This is a genomic window from Burkholderia sp. HAN2018, assembly GCF_024704855.1.
In the GTDB taxonomy this organism is placed as follows: Bacteria; Pseudomonadota; Gammaproteobacteria; order Burkholderiales; family Burkholderiaceae; genus Burkholderia; species Burkholderia cepacia.
This window is the reverse complement of the sequence record NZ_QOBB01000106.1, coordinates 1-23,852: the sequence shown is the minus strand read 5'-3', so window position 1 is coordinate 23,852 and position 23,852 is coordinate 1. Positions and strand designations below refer to the sequence as shown.

Annotated in this window: 21 protein-coding genes; 17 read left to right on the top strand and 4 right to left on the bottom strand. The window is 65.6% G+C overall.

Annotation, left to right across the window (positions count from 1 at the left end; genetic code table 11):
• From DPV74_RS24210 to DPV74_RS24190, 5 genes are all read left to right on the top strand, one after another.
• Positions 1-555, top strand: a 555-nt coding sequence (locus tag DPV74_RS24210; protein WP_119338092.1) for an N-acetylmuramoyl-L-alanine amidase, incomplete at its 5' end; no start/stop codon positions are given.
• A gap of 54 nt (positions 556-609) precedes the next feature.
• Positions 610-999 (top strand): lysozyme inhibitor LprI family protein, encoded by a 390-nt coding sequence (locus tag DPV74_RS24205; protein ID WP_021163471.1) that lies wholly within the window; start codon positions 610-612, stop codon positions 997-999.
• A 62-nt stretch (positions 1,000-1,061) separates the two neighbouring features.
• On the top strand, positions 1,062-1,640 hold the full coding sequence (locus DPV74_RS24200; RefSeq protein WP_119338091.1) for a hypothetical protein: 579 nt from the start codon (positions 1,062-1,064) through the stop codon (positions 1,638-1,640).
• 50 nt (positions 1,641-1,690) lie between these two features.
• Positions 1,691-2,254 carry a GNAT family N-acetyltransferase gene (locus DPV74_RS24195; RefSeq protein WP_119338095.1) on the top strand — a complete coding sequence of 188 codons (564 nt, stop codon included), beginning with the start codon at positions 1,691-1,693 and terminating at the stop codon, positions 2,252-2,254.
• Between the two features lie 101 nt (positions 2,255-2,355).
• Positions 2,356-3,219, top strand: coding sequence for a hypothetical protein (locus DPV74_RS24190; RefSeq protein WP_060358227.1), 864 nt, complete (start codon positions 2,356-2,358; stop codon positions 3,217-3,219).
• Positions 3,220-3,280: 61 nt separating this feature from the next.
• Here DPV74_RS24190 and DPV74_RS24185 read toward each other — a convergent pair whose 3' ends face one another.
• Entirely contained in the window at positions 3,281-4,201 is a 921-nt protein-coding gene (locus DPV74_RS24185; RefSeq protein WP_119338094.1) for a LysR family transcriptional regulator, read from the bottom strand.
• A gap of 149 nt (positions 4,202-4,350) precedes the next feature.
• Between DPV74_RS24185 and DPV74_RS24180 the strand changes: the two genes are divergently transcribed.
• Complete coding sequence (locus DPV74_RS24180) at positions 4,351-5,529, top strand: FAD-dependent oxidoreductase (protein WP_119338090.1); 1,179 nt, start codon at positions 4,351-4,353, stop codon at positions 5,527-5,529.
• A gap of 23 nt (positions 5,530-5,552) precedes the next feature.
• Here DPV74_RS24180 and DPV74_RS24175 read toward each other — a convergent pair whose 3' ends face one another.
• The 3 genes from DPV74_RS24175 to DPV74_RS24165 all read right to left on the bottom strand — a co-directional run bounded on the left by DPV74_RS24175 (position 5,553) and on the right by DPV74_RS24165 (position 8,915).
• Positions 5,553-6,899 carry a glutamine synthetase family protein gene (locus DPV74_RS24175; protein WP_119338089.1) on the bottom strand — a complete coding sequence of 449 codons (1,347 nt, stop codon included), beginning with the start codon at positions 6,897-6,899 and terminating at the stop codon, positions 5,553-5,555.
• A 151-nt stretch (positions 6,900-7,050) separates the two neighbouring features.
• Complete coding sequence (locus tag DPV74_RS24170; RefSeq protein ID WP_021163465.1) at positions 7,051-7,608, bottom strand: helix-turn-helix domain-containing protein; 558 nt, start codon at positions 7,606-7,608, stop codon at positions 7,051-7,053.
• Positions 7,609-7,625: 17 nt separating this feature from the next.
• Complete coding sequence (locus DPV74_RS24165) at positions 7,626-8,915, bottom strand: FAD-binding oxidoreductase (RefSeq protein WP_119338093.1); 1,290 nt, start codon at positions 8,913-8,915, stop codon at positions 7,626-7,628.
• Between the two features lie 1,172 nt (positions 8,916-10,087).
• Here DPV74_RS24165 and DPV74_RS24160 point away from each other — a divergent pair.
• From DPV74_RS24160 to DPV74_RS24110, 11 genes are all read left to right on the top strand, one after another.
• On the top strand, positions 10,088-11,443 hold the full coding sequence (locus DPV74_RS24160; RefSeq protein WP_119338088.1) for a hypothetical protein: 1,356 nt from the start codon (positions 10,088-10,090) through the stop codon (positions 11,441-11,443).
• A gap of 13 nt (positions 11,444-11,456) precedes the next feature.
• A complete protein-coding gene (locus DPV74_RS24155) occupies positions 11,457-12,707 on the top strand; it encodes a TIM barrel protein (RefSeq protein ID WP_119338087.1) in 1,251 nt (416 codons plus the stop codon).
• Positions 12,704-13,456, top strand: coding sequence for an AzlC family ABC transporter permease (locus DPV74_RS24150; RefSeq protein WP_119338086.1), 753 nt, complete (start codon positions 12,704-12,706; stop codon positions 13,454-13,456). The genes DPV74_RS24155 and DPV74_RS24150 overlap by 4 nt, the downstream gene beginning before the upstream one ends.
• Positions 13,453-13,791: a hypothetical protein gene (locus tag DPV74_RS24145; RefSeq protein ID WP_119338085.1), complete on the top strand. Its 339-nt coding sequence runs from the start codon at positions 13,453-13,455 to the stop codon at positions 13,789-13,791. Before DPV74_RS24150 ends, DPV74_RS24145 begins: the two co-directional genes overlap by 4 nt.
• 9 nt (positions 13,792-13,800) lie before the next feature.
• Positions 13,801-15,006 (top strand): ATP-grasp domain-containing protein, encoded by a 1,206-nt coding sequence (locus DPV74_RS24140; protein ID WP_162923120.1) that lies wholly within the window; start codon positions 13,801-13,803, stop codon positions 15,004-15,006.
• A 92-nt stretch (positions 15,007-15,098) separates the two neighbouring features.
• Complete coding sequence (locus DPV74_RS24135) at positions 15,099-16,307, top strand: acetyl-CoA carboxylase biotin carboxylase subunit family protein (protein WP_162923119.1); 1,209 nt, start codon at positions 15,099-15,101, stop codon at positions 16,305-16,307.
• A gap of 32 nt (positions 16,308-16,339) precedes the next feature.
• Positions 16,340-17,920, top strand: coding sequence for an FAD/NAD(P)-binding protein (locus DPV74_RS24130; RefSeq protein ID WP_162923118.1), 1,581 nt, complete (start codon positions 16,340-16,342; stop codon positions 17,918-17,920).
• A 36-nt stretch (positions 17,921-17,956) separates the two neighbouring features.
• Positions 17,957-19,081, top strand: coding sequence for a M14-type cytosolic carboxypeptidase (locus tag DPV74_RS24125; RefSeq protein WP_060086253.1), 1,125 nt, complete (start codon positions 17,957-17,959; stop codon positions 19,079-19,081).
• 1,274 nt (positions 19,082-20,355) lie between these two features.
• Entirely contained in the window at positions 20,356-21,651 is a 1,296-nt protein-coding gene (gene codB / locus DPV74_RS24120) for a cytosine permease (protein ID WP_060358225.1), read from the top strand.
• A gap of 46 nt (positions 21,652-21,697) precedes the next feature.
• Entirely contained in the window at positions 21,698-22,951 is a 1,254-nt protein-coding gene (gene codA, locus DPV74_RS24115) for a cytosine deaminase (RefSeq protein WP_119338081.1), read from the top strand.
• Positions 22,952-22,995: 44 nt separating this feature from the next.
• Positions 22,996-23,700 carry a TetR family transcriptional regulator C-terminal domain-containing protein gene (locus DPV74_RS24110; protein WP_119338080.1) on the top strand — a complete coding sequence of 235 codons (705 nt, stop codon included), beginning with the start codon at positions 22,996-22,998 and terminating at the stop codon, positions 23,698-23,700.
• Positions 23,701-23,852 lie beyond the last annotated feature (152 nt).

Here is a 23,852-nt window from a genome sequence, read left to right as displayed (position 1 = left end):
GTCGAATACCTGTACAACCTCGACCTGTCCGCGGCGGTCGCCGAAAAACTCGCCGCGCATGGCGACCGCGTGCTGCGCACGTCGGCCGACGGCCGCGAAATCTCGCTCGACCAGCGCTCGACCCAGGCGCCCGACGCGAACCTGTTCGTGTCGATCCATCACGACTCGATGCAGCAGCAGTTCATCGACGCGGGCCGGCAGCGCGAATTCCGCGGCTTCTCGGTGTTCGTGTCGGAACGCAATCCGCACTACGCGGAAAGCCTGCGTTGCGCGAAGGCGATCGCCGGGCGGCTGGTCGCGGCCGGCGAACGGCCGTCGCTGTATCACGCGCAGCCGATCCGCGGCGAGAACCGCCCGCTGATCGATCCGCCACTCGGCATTCACCGCTTCGACGATCTCGTCGTGCTGCGCACCGCGCCGATTCCGGCGGTGCTCGTCGAGGCCGGCGTGATCGTCAACCCGGACGAGGAAGCACGGCTTGCGCGTCGCGAGACGATCCAGAAGCTGTCCGCCGCGATCGCGGGCGGGATCGACGCGTGCACCGCGCCGCAATAGACGATGAAATCGCCCATCGGGCCCAACGGTTTTCACCCAGTCAGGAGCATCACCATGAAAAAGAAGAATCTGCTCGCATCCTGCGCACTGCTCGCGCTTGCCGTTCCGTTCGCCGCGCACGCGGCCGGCTGCGGGAAGCCGCGCAGCGCGTTCGACCAGGTGTACTGCACCAGCACGCAGTTCTCTCAGTCCGATCGCGATCTGAACGACGAATACGGCCGCCTGCGCAAGCAACTGAGCGGCGACCAGCAGGCCGCGCTGAAAGCCGGCCAGCTCGCATGGCTGAAGCAACGCGATGCGCAGTGCAGCGAAACGCGCAACAACAGCTACCTCGTGGATATCCAGTGCGCGAACGACATGACGCAGTCGCGGCTGTCGTTCCTGCGCGAGCGTGAGCGCGAGTGCTCGAGCACGGGTTGCGTGACGTCCAGGCTCGGCGAGTAAGCTCGCCGGACGCGGTGTGCCGCCGTGCAGGTCGCGGCACGCCGCCTTCGAAAGACACGACGATGCGGCATGAATTCTCCGAAGTCCTCAACGACCTGATCGACTGTTTCCTCGTCGGCGATCTTCTGCTGCTGAAGCGCTACAAGGAAACCCATCGGCTGCCGGACAACGTCGCGTCCGAGTTCACGACCGGCGACAGCGGCGACAACGCCGTGCTCGAAGGCGTCGTCATTCCGCTGGCCGGTATCGAGAACCATCCGTATACGGTCATCTTCACGCTGGACGACGACACGCCCGAACTGCTGAAGGCCGGAAGCCGCCTGCAGCATCGGCGCGGCGGATACGTGCTGCGCGTCGAACACCGTTCGGTGATGCTTTACACGTGGCGCATTCTCGAGCGCTTCAACGACGAATCGGTGAACGCGCTGCTTGCGCGTTATCGCGAACCGGGCCGGCCCGTGATCGACCTCGACAACGGCTGGTACGACGTCGAAGTCCTCGGTGGCGAAGTGCCGCGCAACGGCTGGTACGAACCCGCGTTCGAGTTCGTGCTGAAGCGGACCGATACGCCGGGCGACGCGTCGCAAGTGGACCTCGGCTACCGTTTCGCGATCGACAGCAGCCTGGATCCGGCGGAATGAATCCCGCGCGCGGCAACGCGGCAAACGGCACACGATTCGACGAGGCACGCATGACACCGAACACGACGACGATCGACATCCGCACGGCCACCTCCGCCGACGCGCCGGCCATCGCCGGCATCCACGTCGCATCGTGGCAGGCGACCTACACGGACATCATGCCGGCGGCGTTCCTCGCCGGCCTGTCGGTCGAGAAACGCACGGCCTCGTGGCGCTGTGCGTTCGACGCCGGGCGGCCGCACGTCGCACTCGCGGTGTCGGTCGCGGACAACACACCGGCAGGCTGGATCGCCTATGGTCCGACACGCGACACCGACAAGGATCGTGCGTGGGGAGAAATCGAAGCGATCTATCTGCATCCGTCGTATTGCGGCCAGGGGATCGGCGCGGCGCTGGTCGACCATGCATGCCGGTCGTTGCACGACATGGGCCATGCGTGGGTATCGCTGTGGGTCTTGCTCAAGAACCGTCGGGCCAGGGCGTTCTACGAACGCGAAGGCTTCGTCGCCGAAGACGACGTCAAGACGTTCGAGATCGACGGGAGTCCTATCGAAGAGGTGCGCTATTGGCGCGCGCTACCGGGCACGGCACACGGCGAGGCGGCAACATCTTGATGCCGGCCCGGCCCGACCCGTTTCGCTGGATTCCCGGGGCCGGGCGCTCCGCTTCGGCATCGGCGAGACTGAGCGCGGCGTTTCCGCGCCCGAAGACGCCGATGGGCGAGGCGTGGTTCATGGGCGACTCGCGACGGACATTCGCCGAGTTGCAGGACGACCTCCAGTCGATCGACATCGCACGGCTGGACACGCCGCTCGAAGAAATCGTGATCGGCACGACTTCATTCGGCCCACGCGACGAGTGGCAGCAGTGGTATCACTACCTGATGGTGCAACTGATGCCGCGCTGCCACGAAGGGCAACACCATGCGCTGCTGGAATGGCTGATCACCGCGTTCGTTTCGCAGCATCCCGATCGCATCCCGTCCGAACCCTATCAGGGTTATCGCCGCGACGTGCTCGATACGCTCGGGCAAAGCCTGATGGACCCCGAATGCTGGCCGTCGGGCGCACTCGATACGGCTGCGTGCTTCAACCGGCATCACGACCGGCAATCCGGCACCGGAGACTGGTTCAATGCCAGCGGAAAATTCTCGTCATCGATGTTCCTTTGCGTCAAATACCTCGAGACGCACGAAATTCGCCCGTGGCTGACATCGGTGCTCGCCATCGACGATCCACTCTGGCGTGCACAGTTGATGATCTGGTTCGTCGGGGCGGACGACATGCTCCGCGGCCGTGTCCGGCAGCCGTCCGAATTCAGCCCCCGCGACTATCCGCGCATCGACTGGCAGGGCGCGCGCTACTTGAGCGGCTCCACCGACCGCCACACCGCGCCCGTTGAATTCGTGCCTTCCGCGAATCGCGACGCAGCGGTCGACACGTTACGATCGGTGATGACCGAAGCCACGTTCCTCGATTGGCTTCATTCGCTTGGCCGGCACGATCACGTCGAAAGCGAACTGGCCGATCTGCCGTACCGGTTTTATTCCCTTTACGGCGCGAGCAATCAGTCTCGATAACGAAACACCGGGCAAGCGCACGAACCGGCACGTGTGGCCCGCCAAGACGGCGACACGATCGTCATGAAAGGCTTGTCCCCCATTCCACTAGCCGCGTCTGCATCATCTGCAGCAACTCGCGGATCTTCGCATTGACCGAATTCCGGCTCGCATAAGCGGCATACAGCTCCAGCGGCGCAGGCGTCATCTCCAGCGGCACGCGCACCAGCCGCCCCTCGGCCAGCTCGACCGCGCACATGCGCTCGACGAGAATCGCAAAACCGATCCCGTTCACCGCAGCCAGCCCTGCCATCTCGCCGCTATTGACGCGATACCGGCTCGCCACCGGAATCTTGTGAATCCACCCTTCGCCGTCGGCAAATTGCCACGGTCGCCCTTTCAGCGTGCTCAACGTCGTGATGCACGGCAGTTGCCCGAGCTGTTCCGTCCGGGTCGGCAACCCGACCCGCGCGACGAGCGACGGCGCAGCCACGACGACGCTCGGCAAACTCACGAGCGGCCTGACGACGAACGTGCTGTCGTCCAGCCTCCCGCGATTGACGATGATCGACAGGTCGATATCGTCGCGCAGCGTCGACACACCGGCGAGGCTCGTATCGCAGTCGATTTCGACGCGCGGGTGACGGCTCGCGAATTCCGCGACGATCGGCCCGAGCATGCGCGGCCCGATTTCGCCGGGCACGCAGAGCTTCAGCACGCCGCGCAGCTCCGTCTGCTGCGACGTCAGTTCGGATTCGGCCTGCGTCAGCGCATCGAGCATCGGTCGCGCGCGCTCGTGCAGCAAACGCCCGGCCTCGGTCATGCGCAAGTGCCGCGTACTGCGCTCGAGCAGCCGCACGCCGAGCCTCGACTCCAGTTGCGCCACGTGACGGCTCACGTTGGAACCCGGCATCTCGAGCACGCGCGCGGCGCCGGCGAAGCTGCCTTCGTCGACGACCGACACGAACACACGCACCGCATTCAGATCCAGCTTGCTCCGCATCATTAGCCCATTTCAGGTATCAAAGCGTGCCGATTTTCACAGCTTATCCCGCCGGAGACCATAATTTACGATGCTCATCCCGTCAATGCGACGCCGATGCGCAACTCCGCGCCCCGGCGAGCACGCGTACGACACAAGGAAGGAGCACGATGGAAATCGCCATTCTGGGCGCCGGCGTTGCCGGCATGAGCACCGCACTCGCACTCGCCGGGCGCGGCCACCGGATCCGGTTGTACGAACGCCGGCCGTCGGAATCGACGATGGGCGCGGGCGTCGTGCTGTGGCCGAATGCCGGCTTCGTGCTCGAGCAACTCGGCCTGCTGCCGGACATCGTCGAGGTTGGCGGCCACCTGCACGCGATGCGGCGCATCGACCGGCATGGCACCGCGCTCAAGGCGACCGATATCCGCGCACTCGACCGCCGCATGGGTTTCCCGACGTATTCGATCCTGCGGCGCGACCTGCAGGCCGTGCTGGCACGGCACCTCGCCGCGCGCGGCATCGACGTCCGCTTCGGCCACGGGGCGACGGCCATCGAAACCGGAACGGACGGCCGCGCCATCGTTCACTTCGACAATGGAACGACGATCGCCCCCGATCTCGTGATCGGAGCGGACGGCCGCATGAATTCCGTCGCGCGACACTACGTGGTCGGTCACAACGCGCCCGTCTACCAGGGATTCGTCAACTGGATCGGTATCGCGCAAAGTGATGTGCCGCTGGTCGACGAGGTGTCGGTATTCGACTATTGGGGCGTGCGCGAGCGCTTCGGTATCGTCGCGCTCGACCGGCATCGGATGTATTGGGCGGCGGCATGGCCCGAAGCCGATCCGGGCGAGGTGACGGAAAGCGATCCCGCGGCGATGCTGGAACGGCGCTTCGCTGCGTGGCCGGCACCCGTCGCGAACGCGATACGTGCGACACCATCGGACGCGATCACGAAGATCCACGTGCACGATCTCGATCCCGTCGACGTGTGGCATCGCGGCAACGTGCTGATGATCGGCGATGCCGCTCACGCGCCGCTACCGACCTCCGGACAAGGTGCTTGCCAGGCACTCGAGGACGCGTGGCATCTTGCCCGTTGTCTCGACGAGCACGGAGCAGGCAACGACAGCGACCTCGATGCGGCGCTCTCGTCTTTCACGCTGCGGCGCCGCCCGAAAACAGCGGCGATCACCGAGCGTGCACGCGATTTCGCGCACCTGCTGTTCGGCGACGGCGTGGCCGAAAACGCTCGACACCAGATCGACCCGGTTGCGGAAATCGAGGCCCTGACGAGCGCGTGGGGCGCGCACCTGCCGATGGAGCAGATGCGCGGACGATAAGACGCGCGCGCGGCAGCGTCCGCTCACAAGAACCACCGATACTCCCGCGCGCCGATTTCATTGCGGAAATCCAGCTCCTCCTGCCGCTTGTTCTCGCAATACACCATCACGAACTCGCTGCCGAGCCCTTCGCGCAGGGCCGGATGATCCTGCATCGCCGCGACGGCCGACAGCATCTCCTTCGGGAAATCGATCCCGCTGCCGCGATCCTCGTTGAGCGGCACGATCGGCTCGATCCGTGCATCGAGCCCATGCTCCATCCCGGTGAGAATCGCGGCGAGCACCAGATACGGGTTCGCGTCCGCGCTCGCGAGCCGGTGCTCGATCCGCAGGTTGCGCGCATCCGACTCGGGAATCCGGATGCACGCATCGCGATCCTCGAAGCCCCAGCTCGCGCGGCTCGCCGCATTCACCATCGATCCGTAGCGCCGGAACGCGTTGTGATTCGGCGCGAACACGGGCATGCAGTGCGGCAGCACCGCGAGGCATCCGGCCACCGCGTGCCGCAGCGGCCGCTGCCCGTCCGCCGCGAGCAGGTTGCGCCCGGCATCGTCGTAGAGGCTCACGTGCACGTGCATCCCGCTGCCCGGCGCATGCAGGTACGGCTTGCCCATGAAGCTCGCGCGATAGCCGTGCTTCAACGCGACGCCGCGCGTGCTGCGGCAGAACAGCGCCGACCAGTCGGCCGCGCGCAACGCATCGTCGGTGTGGCCGAAATTGATCTCGAACTGACCGGGACCGAGCTCGGCCGTGATCACCGTCGCGTCGACGCCCTGCTCGCACGCGGCCTCGACCATCTCGTGCAGCACGTCGGAGAAGCGCGACAGGCGCTCGATATGCATGTTCGGCTGATCGTCGCGATCGTCGCTCAGGCGGTCGCGCGGATATTGCGGCATCCCTTCCGCGAGCTGCGCGGCGAACAGGTAGAACTCGAGCTCGAATGCAACGACCGGCCGGATGCCGCGCGCCGCGAAACGCCGCAGCACGCGCGCGAGCACCTCGCGCGGCTCGAACTCGATCGGCGAATCGGTGCCGTCGGAGCTGATCAGCATCTGCGCGAGCGGCTGCCGCTCCCAGCGCACGGGCTTCAGCGTGCCGGGAATCAGCCGGCGCGGCGCGTCCGGGTCGCCGTCGTTGAAGCAGTAGTCGCCGATCTTGTAGAGGCCGCCCTGCGTGCCGAGCAGCACGCAATTCTGCGGCAGCTTCAGCAACGAGCCCGACGCGACCTTTTCGAGCGCGTCAATCGGGTAGCGCTTGCCGTAGAAATGCCCGGGCAGGTCGAGGCAGATCAGGTCGACATAACGGATCTCGGGGTGCGCCTGCCGGAATGCGCGGACTTCACCGACCAGCGCGGGAACGACGTCAGCCATGTCTCATCCTTTCCATGTCTTGTATGGCGGTGCCGCAGCGCGGCGAACCGGATTCACGCGCATGCATCACGTCGCATGCATCATCTCGATCAGTACTGCAAACAGGCTGCTTGGCGGGGCGGCCCGTCATGCCGCCCGCCCCGCCGACCACTCAGGTGAATACCCAGATCACGCGCGTCGGCGCGTCGGTCAGGTTGGCATAACGGAAGCGCTTGTGCGCGGGGAGCTGGAATGCGTCGTTCGGGCCGAGCGTGACGGGTGTGTCGTCGCCGTCGATCCAGATCGTCAGTTCTCCTTCGAGCACGAAACCGCCCTGCTCGTCGCTGTCGTCGACGGGCCGCTCGCCGCTGCTCGCGCCCGGCGCGAGATGGCTTTCGAGGATCGAGAAGCGCGAGCGCATGTTCGGCGACACGAGGATGTCGGTAATGCCGGCCGCGTAATACACGGTGCGCCGCTCGTCGGGCCGCGTGACCCACGGCACGCTGCGCGGCTTGCTCAGGCTGTAGAAATAAGTGGTCGGCACGCCGAGCGCCTCGCCGATCGCGGTGAGATCCGCGACCGTCGGGCGCGACAGCCCGCGCTCGACCTGCGACAGAAAGCCGACCGAGCGGCCGATCCGTTCCGCGAGATCGTTGAGCGTGACCTTGCGATGCTTGCGCAGGTCGCGGATCAGGATCGCCAGGCTTTCTATCTCTTCCTGTTCGTTCATGGTGGGTTCCGGTGCAGTCAAACGGTATCGCGCAGACGGTACCAGGCCTTGCCGACCGCTTCCAGCGGCGCGGCGAGCCGGTCGCCGCCGGGGAAGCGCGGGTTGCGGATGCGCTGGTACTGCGCAAGCAGGCGTTCGTCGCCGAGCACGGCGTCGGCCACCGCGCGCGCGCCCGCGAGCGTCGGCAGCACGCCGTGCCCCGAGAAACCCTGCAGCCAGAAACGCTGCCCGAGGCGGCCGATGTCCGGCGTGCGGCGCATGCTGATGTCGATATGGCCGCCCCACGCGTAATCGAGCGGCACGCCGGCCAGTTGCGGAAACACGCGTTCGAGGTGCGGGCGCGTGGCCGCCGCGATATCGGCCGGAATGCCGCCGAGATACGTGCAGCCGCCGCCGAACAGCAGCCGGTTGTCGGGGCTCAGCCGGAAATAGTCGGGCACGAACTGGTTGTCGATCACGCAGCTGTTCCGCGGCAGCAGCGAACGCGCGACGTCGGGCGCGAGCGGCGCGGTCGCGACCTGGTAGGTGCCGACCGGCAACAGCCGGCGCGCGAGGTCGCGATCGAGCCGGTCGACATACGCGTTGCAGGCCAGCACGAGGACGTCCGCGCGTACTTCGCCGCGCGCCGTGCGGGCGACGTGGCCCCCGGCCGTTTCGCGGCAGTCGAGCACTCGGCTCTGCTCGAAGATGCGGCCGCCCGCGCGCTCGATCGTCCGGGCGAGGCCGAGCGCGAGCTTCAGCGGGTTCAGGTGGCCGGCCTCGGGATCGTAGAGCGCCGCGAGATAGCGCGTGCCGCCGATCCATTCGGGCATGTCGGCCCGCTCGATCACGCGCAGCCGGTCGTAGCCCCAGCGCTCGGCCGCTTCGTCGCGGGCCTGCGCGAGCATCGCGACGCGACGCGGCCGCACCGCCGCCCACAGGCTGCCGGGCCGATAGTCGATGTCGAAACCATGTCGCCCGGGCAGTTCCCGCACCTCGGTCGCGGCCCAGCGCATGCTGTCCCACAGCAGGCGCGCGCCGTCGCGGCCGAGCGAATCCTCGAGCGGCTGCATGTCGCACGACCAGCCGAGCAGCGCCTGCCCGCCGTTGCGGCCCGACGCGGCCCACGCGACGCGGCTCGCTTCGAGCACGACGACCCGCTTGCCGGCGAGCGCAAGGCGCAGCGCCGTATGCAGCCCGCTGAACCCCGCGCCGACGACGAGCACGTCGGCGTCGATGCGCTCGTCCAGTTCCGGACGATGCGGGATCGGCTCCGGATACATACCGGCGTAGTAGCTTGCGACGTGACGGTCGGACTGCACGAACATGCGGACTCCCGTGAAATTCTTGCCGAGAAATTTCATGAAAAACTAGCATGACAATTTCACGGGAGCAAGCGGGCTGTCGCGATGCGTCCAACTTGAGTCCGACGAACTAAAGTCGCGCTCTTTTCAGGGGGTTGCCGCCCGCAAATAGCCGCTGGTCTGCCAAATTGAAAGAACTCCAAACAAATCTTGGGGCCGGCTTACACCCCCGGCTCGGCGACTACCTGCTGGATCTCCTGCGGCCTGTTCTGCCGCTCGATCCGAGCATTGATTTTTCATTAAAATCAGCAGCTTAGGCCGAGATGCGGCGGATTTTTTGAGAATCCCGGTCAAGCCTCACACACGCTCGACACAACCCAGCAAGTTGTGCGGCCAGGAATCAACACCAATGACTTGGCAAGCGTGCCCAAGAGCCATCTCAATTTCTCGGCAGTTCGGAATGTTCGATTCCCTGAAACCATCCAATCACCATTAGTTAATAAATTAACTCATTTGTTTCACCAAATGCATCTATCGAAGTTAATAAACAGCAAAAAGAGATTTCCAAATATTGGGAAGCCAATCCAAAATCACGACCGCGATTTAGCATACTAAAACTTTCCGGTCAACGAAATTTTCTAGTCGAAAGTTTTAATAAAAACCCTTGATCCCCTGTTGTATCGCTTAAAAATTTACATATACTTTGCTCACAATTTCGTCAGGAGATATCGACGTCACTTCTCCCCGAAATTGAAAATGATTTGAAAGAAAAGATGTGTCGAAGGCGGCACGGGCACGAAATGCTTTTGCCACTCGATTCCCGTAAATCAGCACCAAAGCAATTAATAAGTCGGTTACGTTCAAATAACCGTCGAGGTAGTTATTGCCGAACCCGGTCAAATTGCCCTCAGTACTATTCCGAAGGGTCGATATCCGTCGTTTCGAGTTCCGCCGATGTCAGGGCGGGTAAGGAGATGCCGATGAATAAGCCAGCGGGTGCTTTCCGAGTCGTGGAGTTGGTATATCCACGTGGTGTTGATTTATCCATTGGACATACGTGACGTTCGAACACAACTCACGGTGCACATTTTGAAATCCGGCGTTGCATCGCCGATCTCACCACCAATCCCCACAGCTTCCCGAGCGAATGCCGGTCTCGTCGACATTGATCCGGCCGCCTGGAGTTTGACTACGCCATGCTGACACTAAGACTCGCACCCGCGGCCCCGCCTGCATTGCGCGGCTTGCTAGAGAATCTCTCACACGAGGAGCGTCGCGTCGACGACTACATTCCCCTCACCGCCAACGAGAACCGCATGTCGGATCTCGCCTGTGCGGTACAGGCCAGCCTGCTCTCACACCGATATCTCCTCGGCCAGGCCGACGAGCGCGGCGAGCAGGGCCGCGATTTCGTCAAGGGCGGCCTCATGCTTGATGGCCTTCCCGCCGTGACGGCGCTCGAGCAGCGGGCGGTCGCGGCAGCGCGTGCGATGTACGGAGTCGAGGCCGTCGAATTGCGCCCCCTCTCCGGGCTGCATGCGACGCTGACGACGCTGCTGTCGCTGTCGCGGCCGGGCGCCGTGGTGCTGTCGATCGATCCCGCACACAACGGACATTTCGCAACGCGCGGCCTCGTTACCGCGCTCGGCCGCCGCTCGGCGTACCTCGCGTGGGACAAAGCGCGCGACATAATCGACGCCGAGGCCGCGGCGCGCCAGGTCGAGGCCCTGCCCGATGGCTCGCTCGTGCTGATCGACCACAGCGCACCTCGTTTCCCTCAGCCCGTCGCCGCTTTGCGCGCGGCCCTGCGCAGCGACGTGTGTATCAGCTACGACGCGTCGCATACGCTCGGCCTCATCGCGGGCGGTCAGTTCCAGGATCCGATCGGCGAAGGTGCCGACGTCCTCCAGGGCAACACGCACAAGACATTCCCCGGCCCGCAGAAAGGCATGATCCTCGCGGCACGCGAGGCCGTGGGCCGGCGAATCGGCGAGACGATGTGCGACTACGTCATCTCCAGCCAGCACACGCATCACGCGCTCGCGCTGTACGTGACGCTGCTCGAGATGGAAGTGCACGCCAGGGCGTATGCGCGCCAGGTCGTGACGAACGCGCTCGCGCTGGCCGATGCCCTCAGCGCAATGGGCTTCGCGGTGCGTCGGCGCGCCGACGGCGCGGCCACGGCGTCGCACATGCTGTTGATCGGCGGCTTCGAGGGCGGGCGTGCCTACGAGTTCTGTGCGCGCTTGCGTGCATGCGGCCTGTCGGTCAACGCGCGGACCGATCGCGCCGGCGAATTGATTCGCATCGGCATCCAGGAACTCACGCGTCGCAACGTGCGGGTCCGCGACATCAAGCCGCTCGCGGAGCTGATCCGACGCGCGGGCAGGACGGACGAATCGCCCGACCGCATCCGTGCCGACGTGCGCGAATACCTCGGCCAGTTCGCGGCCGTGGGCTATTCGTTCTGCGAGCCGGACCTTACCTCCGCGACCCGCGCTGCGCCGCGCCCATCCGGCGACCACCCCATCGAGTTTGCATCCGATTGTTGAGAGGGACTCCCCCATGCAACCCGCAACCACGCCCCGCCTGCCGACGATTGGCTTTTCCACCAACGTCCTGAATCATCCGACCAACACGGCGCTCGCGCCGGCCGATGTTGCCACCGCGGTCGCCTTCCTGTCCGAACGTTTCGGCGCCGTGGAGATCGAGATATCGGAAGACGCCCAGCCCGCCGTCCTCGAATGCGGCCACGAGCGTTACGACGCACTCGTCGCCTCCCTCCGCGAAACCGCGCAACGCACCGGCGTGCGCCTGAGCGTGCACGCGCCCTGGTTCGGGGAGGCCACGAACCTTGCGTCGCCGAGCGCCGACGAGCGCGCGCGTTCGATCACCCTGCTCTCGCGCGCCGTTGACTTCGGCGCCGACATCGGTGCGCGCATCGTGACCTGCCACCCCGGCTACCACGAAGGCCAGGAACGAGAGATCTTCAACCGCCACTTGCACGAATCGTTGGTGGAGGCGGTGCGCTACGCCGAGTCGCGCGGCGTACAGATCAGTCTCGAGAACATGGGCGACGAACGCCCTTCCTACATCGTCCACTCGGTCGAGGAACAGATCGCCATGTGTCAGGCCACGGGCGCTCGCGTGACCCTGGACGTGATCCACCTGCGCTCACGCTACGACAGCGAGGCCGACTTCCTCGACGCGTTGACGCAGATTGCGCCCTACGTCGCCAACGTCCACATCGCCGATATGAAGGGGCGCAACCATGCCCACGTACCGATCGGCGACGGCGATTTCCCGCTCGACGAAGTCCTGCACCGTCTCGGAGCCGCAGGCTATGAGGGCGGAGCGATCGTCGAGGAGTTCGTGCGCAACTGCGACTTCCAGCGCTTTCTGGACAAGGCCATCGACTACCGCGCCCGCTTCGAGGGTCACGACCGGGCACGCGACGTCGCCGGCCCTTCCAACACGCCCGGTGGGACCTCCCTGCGTGAGGGCGACGTTCGGACCGTCGCGATCGGCGCGGCGCCGGGTGGCAGCACCATCGTCGTCGTCGGCCGTGCCGGCACGACGACCTTCGTCAACTCCTGCCCGCACACGGGTGCCCGTCTGGACTCGATGTCGCCGCTCTGCACCGAAAACGGCTACCTTGTCTGCAGCGTCCACGGTGCCCTCTTCGACGCATCGGGCCACTGCGTCAAGGGCCCGTGCGCCGGCCGCTCGCTGACATCGGCGCGCGACGAAGTGAACGGCGAATCGTGGACCGACACCGCGGCATCCAACAGCGCCCAGGAACTTCCCGCCCGATGACGCGCGCGCGCCTCGATCTCGCTACCTTGCGTGCAGCGGCCGCGCCTACGCTGCCGCTGCTCGGCTCCATCGTCGTATCGTTCATGACGGTGGGTGCGGCTGCGCGCAGCGCGGGCTTCAACCTGCCCGACGCCGTTGCCATGACGGCATTCGTATTCGCTGCGCCCGCGCAGCTCGTGATGATCGACATGCTCAAGTCGGGCGTCGGCATCGGCGCGGTGAGCGCGGCCGTCGTGATCATCAACCTGCGCCTGCTGTTCATGGCCTTCACCGTGGTCAGCAGCCTGCGCACGGTGCCGGCGCGGCGCATGGCGATCTGGTGCGCGATGCTGAGCGGCCTGTCGTTCACGCGCTTCAAGCTGCACCAGCGCGATAGCGAGGCGGAGGAGGACGCGTGGCGCGAGGAGCTTGAGCTCGCAGTGTCCTGCGTGCTGCTGTATGTCGCTGCGGTGCTGTCGACGGCCGTGGGCAACGCACTCGGCGGTCTGGCGACGCCGGTGTGGGTCGATGGCCTCGACGTGATGGTCGCGATGCTGCTCGTGGGCCGCATCTTCAACGCCGGGGGCGGCCCCGGCTTCGTGACCGTGGCAATCGCCTGCGCAGTGCTGACCCCGTTGTCCAAGACGCTGAACCCGGCCTTCGGCACGCTGCTGATGGTGTTCGTGCTGTCCTGGCTGTTCGCGGTCTCGCCGCGCATCGTCGACGTCGTGGGCCGCCCTCGGCGTCAGGCACATTCGCAAAAGCCATGACACACCTTGCCATCTGGTCCGTGATCGCGGTTACCGGCGCCCTCACGCTGGCGCTGCGCCTGCTCCCGCTGCTTGCGAGGCGTCGCATGACCGGAGAAATCTCGCCGACCATGGATCGCTTCAACCGCGCCTTCCTGGCTTGCTGCATTGCCTCGATGGTGGTCAGCCTGCTGCTCCCGGGCGGCATCTCGCCGCTCTCGGGCGGCTGGCACCGCGAGGCAGCCCTGGTCGGCGTCATCGCCCTGTACCTCGTGATCTCCCGCTTCTACGACGGGCTGCTGCTTGCGCCGGCGCTCGCGCTCGCCTTCGTAGCCGTCCGAACCTATTTTCCCTAAATGCTCCTCATGACTGCAGACGACAAGATCCTCATCCTCGGCGGCCGCGACTCAAGCGTCGAGTGGCTGACCGAACTCGGTTGCCGCGCCGACCTGATACAAAGCGAGAAAGGCCTGACCGAGCGCCAGCGCGCTGCTGCAAGCGAAGTCTTTCTCGCCGAGCACGACGACGTCGCGCGCATCGCCGACTTCGCCCTCCGCGAGCATGCGCGCAGGCCTTATGCGAGCGTCATTACCTTCCAGGAACCCTGGCTCCTCGCGGCGGCGGCCGTCGGCGAAGCGCTCGGCGTGTGCTGGAATCCGCCCGCAGCCATCCGCACCTCGTGCGATAAGGCCGCGACGCGCGACGCCCTTGCCGCCGCTGGCTGCAACGGCGTGCGCTACCGCCGCTGCGCTGACCTGGACGACGCACGGGCCTTCCTCGCGGAAATTGGCGAGCCGATCATCGTCAAGCCGGTGGGCGCGAGCGGGAGCCGCGGTGTCGGTCTCGTACGCGACGCTTCCGAGCTCGAGGCCGCCTGGCGGCACGCCACCGGCGCGAAGGGCGGCGCCATCATCGTCGAGGAATACGTCGACGGCCCGGAGTTCAGCGTCGAAACCATCAGCGCGGACGGCGTGCATGAGGTGCTGGCGGTGACGGAGAAGCTGACCACGGGCGCGCCGAACTTCGTCGAACTCGGGCACGTGATCCCGGCCTCGCGCGGCGTGCACGATCTCGAAGCCCTCGGTGCTGCGGCGATCGATGTGCTGACCGCAATCGCCCATCGCAACGGGCCCTGCCATTCCGAGTTCCGGCTCACCCCGCAAGGGCCGAAGGCCATCGAGACGCAGACGCGTCCAGGCGGCGACCAGATCTGGGAGCTCGTGCACATCGTGACGGGCCGCAACGTCTATCGCGAAACCCTGGCGCGCCTGTGCGGGCGCGACATCGAGCCCCTGCCGCAACAGGCACCGGCCGCGGCGATCCGCTTCCTCTTGAGCCCCGGCGCCGGCACGGTCACGGGTATCGACAACATCGAGCACGCCGCGGCGGTGCCGGGCGTGCGCGCCGTGCATCTCGACGCCAAGACGGGCAGCCGCGTCGCGCCGGCCGCGAGTTCCAGTCAGCGACTCGGTTATTGCCTGGCCGTTGGCACGACGCCTGGTGAAGCGGCCACCGCTGCAGAGAATAGTCGCGATCGGCTGCGAGTCGTCCTCGACACCACCGCAGCCTGACTTGCCGGCCTCGACAACCCCCCTTTGCGCCGGGCCTTGCCGCTGCGGCTTCCGCTATGAGAAATCTTCTTTTCGTTACGCCCAAGGTACTGATGTCTACCCCCGCTGCGGAGTGGCGGCGATCGGTCGGCCCCGATGCCATCCTCTTCACCGGCGCGGACACCGACGACGCGCGTCAGCGCATCGAGGCCCACGTGGACGGCGCGTTTTCCCGCGTCCACACCTTCTGCAATTACGAGCACAACGATCTGCCGGAGAAGCGAGCGCACGAGATCCACGCGGCCACGCCGCTGCGCAACGTGGTCTCGCTGTCGGAGGTCGACGTGCTGCGCACCGCGCGCATTCGTGAACGCTGCGGCATCCCGGGGCACTCCGAAGCGAATGCGTGGATCTTCCGCGACAAGCTGCTGATGAAGGAACGTGCACGCGCCGCGGGCCTCGGCACGCCGCGGTTCGCCCGCGTGGAAAGCGCCTTCGACCTGCTGCACTTCGTGCGGGCCAACGGACTGCCTGTCATCGTGCGCCCGATTTCGGGCCGTGGTTCGGCGCAGGTTGGCGTCCTGCGCACCGATGAGGAGCTCGAGGCCTACCTCGCGTCCGGTGCGATCGCCGCGACGGATTTCCGCCCGCAACTGTTCGTGGAGACCTTCTGCGACGGCCCGATGTTCCGTATCGACGGTCTCGTGCTGCGCGGTGAGCCCGCGTTCATGCAGGTCGCCAAGTACATCAACACCACGCTGGACTTCATGAAAGGCCAAGCCGTCGGCACGTATTCGCTGCCTGCGGACGATGCCGAACGGCTCGCGGTAGAGGAGTTCGTCACGCATCTGGTCGGACGCGCCCTGCCGTCGGCGCCGACCATGATGTTCCATGCACAGTTGCTGCAGGACAGGCACGAGGGATTGATGCTGTGCGAGATTGCCGCGCGCATCGGCGGCGGCGCGATCAATGACGAGATCATTGCGGCCACCGGCGTCGACCTGAAGATGGAATACGTGCGCTGCTGCTGCCTGCCCGGATACGCCGAAGCGTGGCGGCCCACACTGCGCGAGCGGCTGGCCGCTCGCATCCTCTTGCCGCCGCAGCCCGCCGTGCTGGAAGCCATTCCCAAGGACTGCGATATTCCGTGGGTCGTCAAATACACGGCCTACGGTCAACCCGGGCGCGCGTACAACGGCCCGGCGATGACCAACGCCGAGGTTGCGAGCTTCGTCTACCACGCGGACACCGTCGGTGAAGTCACGTCGCGCTGGGACAAGCTTGTCGACTGGCACGCGCAACGCACGATCTGGCGCTCGTGATGCGCACGACGGACAGCAGGTCGGAGGACGGTATGCGTGAACCCTGCGACATTGCGCTCGTCGGCTGCGGCGCGGTCGGGGCGTCCTTCCTCGCGAGACTGGAAGTCGACGCCGGCGGCTTCGTCGGTAGCGTGGTCATCGTCGATCCGGCGGAGGAGCCGGGGCGCGGCATCGCCTACGGCCGCGACGCGAACAGCAACCTTCTCAATCGCGCGAACGCCGCCATCTCGGTGCGCGCCGACGATCTCGGCGAGTTCTTCCGCTGGTTCGCCGAGGAGCGCGCTGCGGGACGGCTCGAGCCCCAGCACGCCAACGTGCCGCTTGAGGCGGACGGCTATGCCCCGCGTCCCCTGTTCGGGGACTACCTGGTCAGCCGCGTGCGCCGTACGTTGGCGGCACTGGCGGCGCTGGGCTGGCGCGTGCGCAAGGAGCGCGGCATGGTCATCGATATCGATGAGGAATCCGGATCATACCGGGTCACCGTATCGAACGGCGCCAGCTTCGTCGCGCGCAGCGTGGTGCTTGCCACCGGCAACGGGCCGTCATCGGCGTTCCGGCGCTTCGAGGGGCAGGAAGGCTACGTCGCCCTGCCTTATCCGAACGAAGGGCTCTCGCGGCGCATCGGTGCCGACGCGCCGGTCGCGTTGCTGGGCAGCCGCCTGAGCGCGGTGGACACGGCCATCGCGCTGACGGACCAGGGGCATCGCGGGCCCGTCTTCCTGGCCTCGCGCACCGGTCAGTTGCCCATGGTGGGCGGCGGTAACGGCAATCATGTGTTGGCGCCGGCGACGCTGGAGGTCGCTCGATACGCACGCCACGCCGGTCCCGGATCGGTCTCGCTGGTGCGCCTCATGCGCCTGATGTTGCGCGAGATGGCGCGTGCCGAGGGCAGACGCCTGCCGGTGCGCAGCATCACGCGGCCCGAACTCTCGCCCACGCAGGCCTTTCTAGCCTGCGTCGAGGAACGCGAAGCCAACGTACGCAAGCCCTGGCAAGACGCCCTGATCCCCTTCAACGACTACGTCGCGGATTTTTGGAACGCCCTGCCCGATGACGACCGCCGCCGCCTCATGCGCGGCGCCTACGGCGCGTACATGGGCTACCGTGTCTCCATCCCGCTCGAGAACGGCCGCAAGGTGGCAGGACTGCTGCGGGCCGGCCGCGTCACCAATCTCTGGCCCCTGAAGGAGGTGACTCACGACGGCGAGGCCTTCGTGCTGCGCTTCGGAACGGGGGGACCGACGCTGGCCCCGGATCTGCGCGTGCCGGTGCTCGTGAACTGCACCGGTCTGGTGGGCGGCCCGGACGCGTCGGCCGGGCCGCTCTATCCGAGCCTGATCGCCGGGGGGCTCGCGCGTCGTCACCCTTTCGGCGGCATCGACGTCGATCCGCACACCAACCGCGTGATCGGCGCTCACGGAAGCGCGCACCGATTATTCGCGATCGGGAACAGTACGCAAGGCGTGTTCTTGCTCACCAGTAACCTCGTGCTGAACGCAGCTCACGCTGCCCGCGTCGTGGATCTGCTGCTGGCGGATCTCGCGTCCGCTGCGGCACCTTCGTCCCGTGCCACAAACGCCTGCATCAACGGCGCGCAAAATGTCGCGTTGTAAGCCTGCAGGCCCTGACACTGTCCTAACACCAGACCTATGCACATCGACACCGATTTCGAAGCCGCCGCCATCGATCACGTTGCCTCTCCCACCAGCGGCTCGCCCCTGCGTTTGCGTCTGCGCAGCGACAACGCCGCCGAATTCGCCCAATGGTTCGCGTTCGAGCTGGTCGATCTACCGCCCGGCGGCGTCGACGTGCGCATCGAGGGTTTGGCCGGCTCGTCCTACCCTAAAGGCTGGGTCGACTACCGCGTCTGCATGCGCGCCGATGGCGGCGAGGCGGCGGCCTGGCGCCGCCTGCCAACAGACTTCGATGGCGATGCGCTCGCGTTCCACGCGCCCGGCCCGGCCCGGCGCCTGCGCTTTGCCTATTTTCCGACCTTCGACCGCGTCGCCGAAGACAACCTCGTCGCTCAGGCGACGCAGGCAGGCGCAACGCTGGAGACCCTCGGGACCTCCGCGCTCGGCGAGCCGATCCGCATGCTCTCGTTCGAGGGCGATGCGCCACGCACTCGCCTCTGGTTCATGGCTCGCCAGCATCCGGGCGAATCGCAGGGCGGTTATTGCCTCGAGGGCCTCGTGCAGGGGCTGTGCGGCGAGCTGCGTCCTGTTTGGGAGAACGGTGGCTCAGCCGTGCATGTCGTCGTCAATGCCAATCCGGACGGCGTGCGCCTGGGCAACCTGCGCACGAACGCGCGCGGCGCCAACCTCAACCGCTGCTGGGACCGCGAGTATCCTGATGCGCCCGAGACGGCCGCCGTGCGCCGTCGCATGCAAGCGCTCGGACTCGACCTGCTCGTCGACTTCCATGGCGACGAGGTCCTGCCCCACGTCTTCTCGGTGGGCGCCGACGGCAGCCCCGCCTGGACGCCACGCTTGCAGGCCCTGCGCCGCACGTTCGACGAGGACCTGCTGCGACGCTCCCCCGTGTTCCAGACAGCCCGCGGCTATTCCGTCGACCGACCTGACCACGCGAGCCCAAGGAAGTGCATCCCGTGGGTCGCGGAGCAATTCGATGCGCTGGCGATGACCATCGAATTGCCGTTCAAGGAGAGCGCCGACCGACCGCGTGACGACGCCGATGCGACCGCATACGCCCGCACATTCGGACGGGCCGTGCTCGAAACCGCCCTGGCGCTTGCGCCGTCCGTGCGGCCTTGAGGTCCTGCTCGCCTTCCGTCGAGCACGCATGGACGCCTCCGGGGTGCCAAACCTTCGTTTGCACGACGGTTTGAAGGTCAGGATTGCGGCCCTGCGTCCGGAGGGGATGCGGACAAAATCTTGGACTACTTTGGAGGTAGTCCATGTATTTGTTGAAGTTCGTAGATACTGCTAATTGTGTCCGTTCAGGAACCGATGCGTCTGCAATGCACACGCTATCCAACTTTAGTTGACGCCACGGCTTTATTTTTCCTGTGTTCTACAAAGTCGGAGCAAAGTCTGCTCCGTGAATAATTCGAATCAACGCGATCCGCAGTTGCCACCAATTCGCCTCTATGGACCTCCTTGTGATGCAGAAAGTGCATCGACTAGAGGAAAGCGAAATGTCGTTAGTGGAGCAGACACGGTGGCCAGACCACTGCTATGACGAAGGGAAATTGAAATATCCCGCCTGCATTCCGGAGGGCTTAGCTTAGAGATTGATCTTTTGGGCCGCAAAGTCCACAGCCTCAGCGGCATCGATATCGCCCGCCGCCACCTCCAAGTCGATTCCGCGAGTCGCGCCGCAACAGTCAACTAGACCAATGTCAGTAGTCAGACGGCCCTGATTGACTCGTTTCGTCGCAAGACGTTGCACCCACTAATCAGACAAATAGGATGTTCCCAATCCAACTACCAAGGGACCGTTCACCGAATGTGAACGCAGTTGCCGGTGTCCTCAACTGATACGTGTCGTCACACAAGACAATCCAGTTCCCGCCAAACACATTCGCCTGCATGGCAGAAATCGCGCAACTTTAGTTCACGCATCAACTTTTTCCAAACTTCAGTTCCGAAATGTTGGAACTAAAGTTGCGCTCTCAGGAAGTGTGCGGCACCGGCGAAGCTTGATACGCCTGCCTTCCCCAGCATTCCAAAATAGGGCAACTTTAGTTCGTCGGCCTGAATCGAGGCCACGTTCTTTCCCGGTCGAATCCAGCGATTCGCCGGGATCGGGGCCTCGCCCCGATCGATGCGCGGGTCACGTCAATCCCGGATAAACCGGTTCCCGCAGTCACAACGCCCCCAGCGCCCCCGGGCGGTCAACCGCGGCACGCTTTCCCGGCCGCCGCTTCGCAACCACCACACTCGCACACCAAATTTTTACGCTTGTAAAAATTTTGGCCAGGGAGAATGACGCGCTGAAACAGAAACAGAAACAGCCCGTCCGCTGCCCGTGCACGGGCCTCCGCAACCTCCTTCAGCCCACAACCCGATCGCCCACGGAAAACGAGATGCCCACGAACCAGGATGCACGCCCGACAGCCGGGTCGAACCACGGGGAATTCGCGCTGAGCGAAGTCCCGCTCGAGAAACGCACCGGCTTTCTATCGATCACGATGGTGCTGCTGAGCTTCACGTTCTTCACCGGGACGATGTTCGCCGGCGGCAAGATCGGCGTCGCCTTCGATGTCGTCAGCATGATCCAGATCGCCGTGATCGGTAACCTGCTGCTCGCCGCCTATGCGGCGTCGCTTGCGCTGATCGCCGCGCGCAGCGGCCTGAATGCGGTGCTGATGGGGCGCTTCTGCTTCGGCGAAGTCGGCAGCAAGCTGTCCGATTTCCTGCTCGGCTTCGCGGAACTCGGCTGGTACGCGTGGGGCACCGCGACGGTCGCCATCGTGCTGGTCAAGCTGCTCGGCTGGCCCGCGTCGGTGACCACGCCGTTGATGATCCTGTTCGGCTTCGGATTCTCGATCACGGCCATCATCGGCTATCGCGGCATGGACGTGCTGTCGCGCGTGTCCGTGCCGTTGATGTTCGTGCTGCTGATGACGTCGATGTGGATCGCCACGCGCGATATCGGCGGATGGGCCGGCCTCAAGCACGTCGTGCCGACGCATCCGATGCAGTTCTCGGCCGCGGTGACGATGGTCATCGGCACCTTCGCGAGCGGCGCCACGCAGGCGACCAACTGGACGCGCCTCGCCCGCAGCGCGCGCAGCGCCGTGTCGGCCAGCATGATCGGGTTCTTCGCGGGCAACGGCCTGATGATCGTCGCGGGCGCATACTGCGCGATCGTCTATCAGCAGGCCGACATCGTCGAGGTGATGATGCTGCAGGGCCTGTCGATCGCGGCGGTCGTGATGCTGTGCCTGAATCTCTGGACCATCCAGGGGCCGACGATGTACAACGTGGCGGCCGCCGGCTGCCACCTGCTGCGCACCGAGCGGCGGCGCACGCTCGTCCTCGTGGGGGCGGCGATCGGCATCGTGCTCGCGGTCGGCGGGATGTACGAGCTGCTGATTCCGTTCCTCGTGCTGCTCGGCTCGATCATTCCGCCCGTCGGCGGCGTGATCATGGCGGACTACTGGTACCGCCATCGCGGCACCTACCCGCCGCTTGCGACCGCCCGCCTGCCGCGCTTCAACCTGGTCGGCCTGGCCGCCTATGCGATCGGTGCGATACTCGCCTACACCTCGCCGTGGATCGCGCCGATCGTCGGCATCGCGGCGTCCGCCGCCGCGTATATCGTGCTGCTGCAGGTTGCCCGCGCGTTCTCGCGCGAGCCGTCCGTCCAGGGCGAATGATTCCGCTGCGCGCCCTTCCGGCCCCACTCGAACGACAGGAACCCACATGAAGATCATCAACGCCAGATTGCGCGGCCGTAGCGGCCTCTTCACGATCGACCTCGATGCGGACACGATCCGTGCGATCGACCTCCAGCCGTCGCCGCTGACGCCGCAAGGGAACGACGTCATCGATGCCGGCAGCAATCTCGTCATCCCGCCGCTGGTCGAGCCGCATATCCATCTCGATGCGACGCTGACCGCCGGCGAACCCGAATGGAACATGAGCGGCACGCTGTTCGAAGGCATCGAGCGATGGGGCCAGCGCAAGGCCACGATCACGCACGACGACACGAAAGCCCGCGCGCACACGACGATCGGGATGCTGCGCGACAACGGCATCCAGCACGTGCGCACGCACGTGGACGTCACCGATCCCACGCTCGCGGCGTTGAAGGCGATGGTCGAGGTCAGGGAAGAGGCGCGCGATCTCATCGACCTGCAGATCGTCGCGTTTCCGCAGGAAGGCATCGAATCGTTCGACAACGGCCGCGCGTTGATGGAGCGCGCGATCGAGATGGGCGCCGACGTCGTCGGCGGCATTCCGCATTTCGAGAACACGCGCGACCAGGGCGTGAGCTCCATCAAGTTCCTGATGGATCTCGCGGAGCGCAAGGGCTGCCTCGTCGACGTCCATTGCGACGAAACCGACGATCCGCAATCGCGCTTCCTGGAAGTGCTCGCCGAGGAAGCGCGGGTACGCGGAATGGGCAAGCGCGTCACCGCGAGCCACACGACCGCGATGGGCTCCTACGACAACGCTTATTGCTCGAAGCTGTTCCGGCTGCTGAAACGTTCGGAGATTCATTTCATTTCGTGTCCGACCGAAAGCATCCACCTGCAGGGGCGTTTCGACACCTACCCGAAGCGGCGCGGCATCACGCGTGTGGCGGAGCTCGATCGCGCCGGCATCAACGTGTGCTTCGGACAGGATTCGATCAAGGACCCGTGGTACCCCGTCGGCAACGGCAACATCCTGCGCATTCTCGACGTGGGCCTGCACGTGTGCCACATGCTCGGATACGAAGACCTGCAGCGGTGCCTCGATTTCGTCACCGAGCACAGCGCGAACGCGATGTCCCTCGGCGACCGGTACGGCCTCGCCGTCGGGCGGCCGGCCAATCTGCTGATCCTCGACGCCGATAGCGACTACGAAGTGATTCGCAAGCAAGCCAGGGTGCGTACGTCGCTGCGCGGCGGGAAGGTCATCATGCAGCGCGCGCCGGAACACATCACCTATCCCGAAGCGAACGCGCATTGAGCGGACGACGGCTCCGGCCCGACATGCCGGTGGAGGATCGAGCGATGAACCCGTCCGCGCCGACCGCAGAGCCGCCCGCCCGGCCACCCGGCCGGCGGGAAGCGCTGCGCGACACCCTCGAGGCGGCCATTCTCGCCGCCGCCGAGGAATCGTTTTCCACGTATGGATTCGAAGGGAGTTCCGTTGCGTCGATCGCGGCGGCGGCCGGCCTGTCGAAGCAGAACCTGATGTACTACTTCCCGACGAAGCTGGCGCTCTACAGACGCGTGCTGGACGACGTCCTGCGGGACTGGCTCGGCAGGATGCGGGAGTTCGCGGCGCCCGAGCGCGAGCCGGCGGAAGCGATGTCGGCCTATATCCGCGCCAAACTCGAATTTTCCCGGAACCGCCCGCATGGATCGCGGGTGTTCGCGCTGGAGATCATCGGCGGCGCGAAGACCTACGGAAAGGAGATCCGCAAGCAACTGATCCCGGTGCTGCGGGACGACATCCGGGTGCTCGAACGCTGGATCGACGAAGGCAAGGTCCGGCAGGTCGATGCCGAGCACCTGTTCTTCCTGATCTGGGCAGCGACGCAGTCGTATGCGGATTTCGCGTCGCAGATGCTGCTGGTGCTCGGCAAGCGCGCGCTGGGGAGCGACGATTTCGACGCGGCCTATCGCACGATCTCGGACCTGGTGCTCCGGGCGCTGATCACCGAAAACGGCAACGGCGGCCTGAGCGCCGCCGTTGCCGTTCGCGCACGGTAACCCGGCGCCATCGGAGGCCGCCGGGAACCGCCGGTCAGTCGTTGTGCTTGTGGTGCTTCTTTTTCTTGTGCTTGCCGCCGCGGTAGTAATCGTCGGAGCGCGAGTTGTTGCGCGACACGTGGCCGCCCAGCGCCGCCCCCGCGCCGCCGCCG

What these genes read in the sequence shown, in the direction of transcription:
- DPV74_RS24165 (WP_119338093.1), bottom strand. Translation starts at nt 8,915, where the DNA reads ATGTTCGTGCAGTCCGACCGTCACGTCGCAAGCTACTACGCCGGTATG.
- DPV74_RS24200 (WP_119338091.1), top strand. Translation starts at nt 1,062, where the DNA reads ATGCGGCATGAATTCTCCGAAGTCCTCAACGACCTGATCGACTGTTTC.
- DPV74_RS24135 (WP_162923119.1), top strand. Translation starts at nt 15,099, where the DNA reads ATGTCTACCCCCGCTGCGGAGTGGCGGCGATCGGTCGGCCCCGATGCC.
- DPV74_RS24160 (WP_119338088.1), top strand. Translation starts at nt 10,088, where the DNA reads ATGCTGACACTAAGACTCGCACCCGCGGCCCCGCCTGCATTGCGCGGC.
- codA (WP_119338081.1), top strand. Translation starts at nt 21,698, where the DNA reads ATGAAGATCATCAACGCCAGATTGCGCGGCCGTAGCGGCCTCTTCACG.
- DPV74_RS24170 (WP_021163465.1), bottom strand. Translation starts at nt 7,608, where the DNA reads ATGAACGAACAGGAAGAGATAGAAAGCCTGGCGATCCTGATCCGCGAC.
- DPV74_RS24140 (WP_162923120.1), top strand. Translation starts at nt 13,801, where the DNA reads ATGACTGCAGACGACAAGATCCTCATCCTCGGCGGCCGCGACTCAAGC.
- DPV74_RS24195 (WP_119338095.1), top strand. Translation starts at nt 1,691, where the DNA reads ATGACACCGAACACGACGACGATCGACATCCGCACGGCCACCTCCGCC.
- DPV74_RS24175 (WP_119338089.1), bottom strand. Translation starts at nt 6,899, where the DNA reads ATGGCTGACGTCGTTCCCGCGCTGGTCGGTGAAGTCCGCGCATTCCGG.
- codB (WP_060358225.1), top strand. Translation starts at nt 20,356, where the DNA reads ATGCCCACGAACCAGGATGCACGCCCGACAGCCGGGTCGAACCACGGG.
- DPV74_RS24185 (WP_119338094.1), bottom strand. Translation starts at nt 4,201, where the DNA reads ATGCGGAGCAAGCTGGATCTGAATGCGGTGCGTGTGTTCGTGTCGGTC.
- DPV74_RS24150 (WP_119338086.1), top strand. Translation starts at nt 12,704, where the DNA reads ATGACGCGCGCGCGCCTCGATCTCGCTACCTTGCGTGCAGCGGCCGCG.
- DPV74_RS24205 (WP_021163471.1), top strand. Translation starts at nt 610, where the DNA reads ATGAAAAAGAAGAATCTGCTCGCATCCTGCGCACTGCTCGCGCTTGCC.
- DPV74_RS24155 (WP_119338087.1), top strand. Translation starts at nt 11,457, where the DNA reads ATGCAACCCGCAACCACGCCCCGCCTGCCGACGATTGGCTTTTCCACC.
- DPV74_RS24180 (WP_119338090.1), top strand. Translation starts at nt 4,351, where the DNA reads ATGGAAATCGCCATTCTGGGCGCCGGCGTTGCCGGCATGAGCACCGCA.
- DPV74_RS24110 (WP_119338080.1), top strand. Translation starts at nt 22,996, where the DNA reads ATGAACCCGTCCGCGCCGACCGCAGAGCCGCCCGCCCGGCCACCCGGC.
- DPV74_RS24130 (WP_162923118.1), top strand. Translation starts at nt 16,340, where the DNA reads ATGCGTGAACCCTGCGACATTGCGCTCGTCGGCTGCGGCGCGGTCGGG.
- DPV74_RS24145 (WP_119338085.1), top strand. Translation starts at nt 13,453, where the DNA reads ATGACACACCTTGCCATCTGGTCCGTGATCGCGGTTACCGGCGCCCTC.
- DPV74_RS24125 (WP_060086253.1), top strand. Translation starts at nt 17,957, where the DNA reads ATGCACATCGACACCGATTTCGAAGCCGCCGCCATCGATCACGTTGCC.
- DPV74_RS24190 (WP_060358227.1), top strand. Translation starts at nt 2,356, where the DNA reads ATGGGCGAGGCGTGGTTCATGGGCGACTCGCGACGGACATTCGCCGAG.